1 protein-coding gene is annotated in these 386 nt (G+C 35.8%); it reads left to right on the forward strand.

What is annotated here, in order from left to right; translation table 11 throughout:
• Positions 1 to 226 precede the first annotated feature (226 nt).
• Positions 227 to 386 (forward strand): AAA family ATPase (locus JHU38_RS12310; RefSeq protein ID WP_207859426.1); only part of this gene is annotated, 160 nt, incomplete at its 3' end.

A 386-nucleotide genomic window follows, 5' to 3' on the forward strand; every position in this document is an offset into this window, starting at 1 on the left:
TCCTTATGTCCTAAAACTGCATGAAAGCTCTTTTATTAGCTTTGTCACTTGTAAATCTGTCCTCACTAATTTTCTACTGAGCCGAAATATATCTTTCCATCATGGAAAAGATACTTTTCTTTATATAATAAGATCGAATAGTCAATTAAATTCCATATATTTGCAAATAGAATCGTTCGTATCAAAACATTGATAGGTGCGCTCATTGCATAAATTGTCAAGCAATATGAAATATCCCATTGGTATACAAGACTTCAGGAAAATCAGGGAAGATAACTATGTCTATGTGGACAAAACCGCTCTGATTTACGACATGGTAAGTAATGGAAATATTTATTTCCTCAGTCGGCCGCGCCGGTTTGGCAAGTCGTTGCTCGTCTCCACAT

Source organism: Prevotella illustrans, from assembly GCF_017426725.1.
GTDB classification, from domain to species: Bacteria; Bacteroidota; Bacteroidia; order Bacteroidales; family Bacteroidaceae; genus Prevotella; species Prevotella illustrans.